Origin of the sequence: Streptomyces sp. DH12 (assembly GCF_020873895.1) — a bacterium.
GTDB lineage: Bacteria > Actinomycetota > Actinomycetes > Streptomycetales > Streptomycetaceae > Streptomyces.
In genome coordinates, this window is record NZ_JAHWGT010001483.1 from 1 (window position 1) to 407 (window position 407).

At 69.0% G+C, this 407-nt stretch carries 1 protein-coding gene; it reads right to left on the reverse strand.

Translation table 11 applies throughout. The annotated features are described in order from the left end of the window. Positions 1 to 224 (reverse strand): DUF4287 domain-containing protein (locus LPA54_RS40680; RefSeq protein WP_228985454.1); only part of this gene is annotated, 224 nt, incomplete at its 3' end. Positions 225 to 407: the final 183 nt, after the last annotated feature.

Below are 407 nucleotides of genomic sequence, written 5' to 3' on the forward strand. Positions count from 1 at the left end.
AGCCTGCGCGCCGCCCTCCTCAGGTCGTACTCGTGCACGATCGCCTTGGCGTGGCCGTACGCCAGGTCGTACTCGTGCCTCAGCCAGCTGACCTTCTCCTCGAAGCGGACGAGCGCCGGGCCTTCTTCGACGGTGCGCAGCCAGTCGGAGATCTCACGACCGGTGCAGTGCGGGATGCGGGCGAGCATGTTGCGGTGGGTCTCTGCGGAGAAGACTTGGGACATCGGCGCCTCCGGACGCTGGGATACAAGCCGGTCCTTCAGGTCACCGTGCCCGAGCGCCCGTCCGTTGGCAACAGTCCTGCCGCGCCGCGTACGCTCGCCGCGTGGTTGATACGACGCCCTTCACCCGTGCCGTGGATCATTTCGCCGACCGCCTGCGCGCCGCGCCGCAGAGCCGGCTGCAGC